This is a genomic window from Daejeonella sp., assembly GCF_044348475.1.
In the GTDB taxonomy this organism is placed as follows: Bacteria; Bacteroidota; Bacteroidia; order Sphingobacteriales; family Sphingobacteriaceae; genus Daejeonella.
Window position 1 is genome coordinate 1 of the sequence record NZ_JBIKSU010000111.1, and the last position, 5134, is coordinate 5134.

The window sequence follows — 5134 nt, forward strand, 5'->3', positions numbered from 1 at the left end:
ATATATTCACTATGAAACGCAGAAATGTAATTAAAGGCCTGGCCTTACTTCCAGTAGCGGGGAGTATTATTTCTCAAAAGTCTGTTGTTGCCGCACCCATCACAAGTGCTAATTCTGTCAATATATTGCCTGTGACCGAAGCATCATTTATGGCTGAAACAAATATTTTTCGCCGGATTGGTGTGGAACCCGTAATTAATTGTATGGGTACTTACACAATCATTGGTGGTTCAATTGAACGGCCAGCTGTTCGTGAGGCCATGGAAGCTGCAGCCCATAATTTTGTGCAATATGATGAATTGGCTGATGCTATCGGACAGCGACTTGCAGATCTTACCGGTGCAGAATGGGGAATGGTTTCTGCCGGATGTGCCGCTGGGCTTAAACACATTACTGCGGCTTGCGTAACAGGTGGTAACCCTGAAAAGCTGATCCGTATTCCTGATCTAACCGGTTTTGATAAAACCGAAGTGATCATTCCGCGGTATTCCCGCAATGCCTATGATCATGGTATTCGAAATATAGGCGTAACTATTATTCATGTAAGTACCCCCGAAGAACTTGAAAAGGCGATCAACCCTAAAACTGCAATGATCTATTTGACTGCAGGCTCGCAATCTGAACCTGGACAGCCACTTTCACTAGAGGCTATCTCTGCAATTGCAAAGCCAAAAAATATTCCAGTCTTAATCGATGTTGCTGCTCAAAACCTAACCATTCCTCCAGTTCATTTTAAAAGAGGAGCTACCTTGGTGGCATATAGTGGCGGAAAGGCAATTTGTGGTCCGCAGTGCGCCGGACTCATGCTCGGTGATAAGTCTATTTTGATGTCGGCATGGCAGGCAAGTTCTCCGCACCATGGTCCTGGACGAGATAATAAAGTAGGGCGTGAAGAAATGATTGGTATGATGGCGGCTGTTGAAGATTGGGTAAAGCGTGATCATGCCGGCGACTGGAAAAAATGGTTATCCTGGCTAGATACTATTTCAAAGAAAATATCAGGTATTGATGGAATTAAGATTACAATCACAGAACCAACTGGTTTGTCAAATAAGTCGCCGGTGTTGAAAGTAAGCTGGGATCCTGCAAAATTGCATGTAACTGGTTTTGAAATAGCCGAAGAACTGGGACGAAATAAGCCAAGAATTGCTCTGGCTGCAAGAGATGAAAGTGATGGTATAACTTCTGTAAATATTACTACCGGACAAATGCAGGCTGGAGAAGAAAAGATCATTGCAGAGCGCTTGTATGAAGTGCTTTCTAAGAATCGTCAAGCTAAGCCTGAAATGTTGGCTCCGGCAGCTAATCTGAATGGTACTTGGGATGTAAGTATAAAATTCTTTAGTAGCACAAGTCAGCATAGCTTTACTATCGTTCAGGATGGTAACTGGTTTTCAGGCTCCCATAAGGCAGATTTTGATACTAGAAACCTAGCCGGTACAATTGATGGTAGTCAAATCAAATTTGAGAGTACAATTAGAATCATTGCTGATAACATAAATTACTTGTTCCAGGGCACAGTAAACGGCGATACGATGTCTGGAGACATTCACTTGGGTGAATACAGAACGGCTAAATTTACTGCTACCCGAAATGCTGCAAAACCTGCACGGAAAAGAATTCAGATTCCGGGTGGTCCACCTTTGGCAACGTAATTAATTGCCCTGCTGGTGGTAGCATTAGCAGGTTATTTTGTTTAGAAAGTTTCCGCTAATTTTTAGAACTATAAATCAATAAACTACCATTAATTAAATGAAAAAATTTAGAACAATTACCTCTGTTATTCTTCTTTTAACAGTTTTTATCCCAATGGTTTATTCACAGAATTCATCAACTAATGCTGAACTTTCAGCCTACTCTGTAAAAAGAGCCGTTCAGGGAGTGAATGTGAATGATAAATGGAGTGATGCTGCCTGGAAGGGTATAGAATCAGTTAAAATTCAAAATTATATGGGTGAAATGCCCAAATTTAAACCTCAGGCAGAGGCAAAAATGGTATATGATGATAATTTTATTTATGTGATCTATAGAGTAAAAGATCGCTACGTTCGCAGTATAACCCAAAAGATTAACGGTAAAGTGTGGGAAGATTCAGCAGTTGAATTCTTTTTCTCGCCTGAAGCAAATAATCCAATCAATTACTTTAACCTGGAGATCAATTGTGGAGGAACTCCTTTGTTTCATCATAAAAAAGGTAAACCAACAGTTGAGGATATTCAAAAAATAGAGATCGCAGCCTCATTGCCAAAGGTAGTTGATCCAGAAATAACCGAACGGGTTACCTGGACTATGTCTTTTAAAATACCATTAGACATGCTTGAAAAATATACCAATGTGGTTCGTCCAAAGGCCGGTGTTTCTTGGAGAGCTAATTTTTATAAGATCGCAGAAATAAATTCCAATAAGCATTATATCACATGGAATGAAGTTAAAAATCCTAAGCCTCAATTTCATTTACCTCAATTTTTCGGGGTTTTAAATTTTCAGTAAAACGGGTACGCACAAAAAATGACAGTTAACATGAATTTTTTGTTCAATAAAAATGCTCTATCTGGAAAGCTGTATTCCAGATTTTCACTATTTATTGTTCTATTGATAATTGGTCAATTTACCTATGCTCAAGAAATTGATATTCTATTGAAGGGGGCGCATCTTATAGATCCCAAAAACAAGATCGATTCCAAAATGGATGTGGGAATTACAAATGGCAGGATTGCTCGTGTAGCTAAAGATATTTCTATAGCAACTGCCACTAAGGTTATTGATGTAACTGGATATTATATCACTCCCGGGATAATCGATATGCATGTTCATGTTTTTCAGGGTACCGATAAATACAGTACATCGGTTGGTAATTCTTCGCGCAGCCAGGCTGCTGATGCATTTTCTTTTAGAACAGGTGTTACTACTGTTGTAGATGCCGGCTCTTCTGGCTGGAGGAATTTCCCATTGTTTAAAGAACAAACCATTGATAAATCGCAAACACGAATCTTGGCTTTCCTCAACGTAATTGGCAATGGAATGATTGGCCGTTTTCAGGAACAAGATGTAAATGACATGAATCCAGTCATGAATGCCCACATGATCAACAGATTATACCCAACTATTCTTGTTGGTATTAAATCTGCGCATTATTGGGGTGAATTTACTTCTGTAGATAAGGCTGTTGAGTCAGGTAAGCTTGCAAATGTGCCAATAATGGTTGATTTTGGAGAGCATAATCCGGCTAATTCTATTGAGTCTTTATTTTTGAAACACCTTCGTCCGGGAGATATTTTTACCCATACATATTCTGAAATCAGTACCGGTAGAGAGTCTATTGTGGATGAAAAAACAAGAAAAGTAAAACCTTTTGTTTTTGAAGCACAAAAACGGGGAGTAATTTTCGATGTTGGACACGGTGGCGGTGCATTTTCTTGGGCACAGGCCGTTCCTGCATTTCAGCAGGGCTTTTATCCGAATGTAATAAGTTCAGACTTACATGATCAGAGTATGAATAGCGGAATGAAGGATATGGCGAATGTGATGTCTAAATTTCTAGCTATGGGAATGAGTTTTCAGGATGTTGTTTTAAGGTCTACCTGGAATCCAGCACAGGTTATTCAACGGCCAGACCTTGGCCATTTAAGTGTTGGTTCCGAGGCTGATCTGGCAGTTTTTAATGTTAGAGAAGGAAAATTTGGCTACACTGATGTGCGCAAAATTGCCGTATCCGGAACTAAAAAGCTAGAAGCAGAATTAACGATTCGAGCAGGCAAAGTGGTATGGGATCTGAATGGCTTAAGCGGACAGAAATGGACGATAGAAAAGTAAAATGTTAAAATAATTTTAAGAATAATGACAACTAATCAAAGTAATTCCGATTCAGAAATTTGTGCATTTAAAATACGCTTAGTTGTATTATTTGCATTTTTAATAGTGCCTAGGTTGATACAAGCTCAAGAAATTGATCTTTTGTTAAAAGGGGGACGTTTGTTAGACCCCAAAAATAGTATTGATTCAAAAATGGACGTGGCTGTAAAAGATGGTAAGATTTATCGCATTGCAGCTGAAATACCTTCTTCTACAGCAAAAAAAGTATTGGATGTTAGCGGTATGATAGTATCTCCGGGATTGATCAATATACATACTCACGTATATGCAGGAAGTAAACCTGGTTTTGCTGATGGTCAGTCAAGCCAGTTACCAGATGCTTTTGCGCCTAGATCTGGGATTACCACAGTAGTTGATGCGGGTACTACCGGTTGGCGTACCTTCCCTGATTTTAAGGCAAAAGTGGTTGATCCTTCTTTAACCCGGGTTTTAGCTTTTATCAATATTTTCGAGACCGGTTTTAGTGCTGGCTCAGCATTTGAACCCGACTTAAATACATTAGATGTTCAAATGACTGTGGATGCCATCAAAAAATATCCTGATTTTATTGCAGGTACCCGCATCGGACATTATAAAGGTAAAAGCTGGATTCCTTTTGATAAGGCTTCTGAAGCTGCCCAAATTACAGGTAGGCCTCTTTTTGTAGAATGCCATATGCCTGAGTATTCTCTAGAAGATCAATTAAAAAAAATGCGTTCTGGTGATATCATTACTCACTCTTTTGAAAACGTATCAGAACGAATGCCTATTGTAGATGAACAGGGTAAACTAAGGGCCTTTGTTCTGGAGGCACAAAATAGAGGGGTTTTGTTTGATGTAGGTCATGGAGGTGTTGGATTCTGGTTTAACCAGGCAATTCCTGCATTAAAACAGGGTCTTCTGCCAAATTCTTTTGGTACAGATGAACACAGAACAAGCATGAATGCAGGCATGAAGAATATGTTAAACGTGATGTCAAAATACTTGACAATAGGCATGAGCATTCCTGATATCATTGCCAGTGGAAGCTGGAAACCTGCCAAATCAATTAAAAGAGAAGACCTTGGTAATTTAAGTGTTGGTTCTGTAGCCGATATTGCTGTTTTAAGTATTTTAAACGGTAAATATGGCTATGTAGATTCTGGTGGTAACCGGCTAGAAGGTAATCAAAAGTTTGAAGCAGAATTGACAGTAAGAGCTGGTCGAATTATTTGGGATCTGAATGGCCTGGCAGCAACGCCTTATACAAAATAGAAAAAGGATTTTTTAGTTAAAATATAAT

The 5134-nt window shown here is 39.2% G+C and carries 4 protein-coding genes; all 4 read left to right on the forward strand.

The genetic code is table 11. The features are described from left to right. The coding region (locus ACIQZ6_RS11775) for an aminotransferase class V-fold PLP-dependent enzyme (RefSeq protein WP_395811333.1) at positions 1–1655 on the forward strand (1655 nt) is incomplete at its 5' end. Positions 1656–1752: 97 nt separating this feature from the next. Then, on the forward strand, positions 1753–2490 hold the full coding sequence (locus ACIQZ6_RS11780; protein WP_395811335.1) for a carbohydrate-binding family 9-like protein: 738 nt from the start codon (positions 1753–1755) through the stop codon (positions 2488–2490). 30 nt (positions 2491–2520) lie between these two features. After that, positions 2521–3813, forward strand: a complete 1293-nt coding sequence (locus tag ACIQZ6_RS11785) for an amidohydrolase/deacetylase family metallohydrolase (RefSeq protein WP_395811337.1) — start codon at positions 2521–2523, stop codon at positions 3811–3813. Positions 3814–3837: 24 nt separating this feature from the next. Next, positions 3838–5106 (forward strand): amidohydrolase/deacetylase family metallohydrolase, encoded by a 1269-nt coding sequence (locus tag ACIQZ6_RS11790; protein WP_395811339.1) that lies wholly within the window; start codon positions 3838–3840, stop codon positions 5104–5106. Positions 5107–5134: the final 28 nt, after the last annotated feature.

What these genes read in the sequence shown, in the direction of transcription:
- ACIQZ6_RS11785 (WP_395811337.1), top strand. Translation starts at nt 2,521, where the DNA reads ATGAATTTTTTGTTCAATAAAAATGCTCTATCTGGAAAGCTGTATTCC.
- ACIQZ6_RS11790 (WP_395811339.1), top strand. Translation starts at nt 3,838, where the DNA reads ATGACAACTAATCAAAGTAATTCCGATTCAGAAATTTGTGCATTTAAA.
- ACIQZ6_RS11780 (WP_395811335.1), top strand. Translation starts at nt 1,753, where the DNA reads ATGAAAAAATTTAGAACAATTACCTCTGTTATTCTTCTTTTAACAGTT.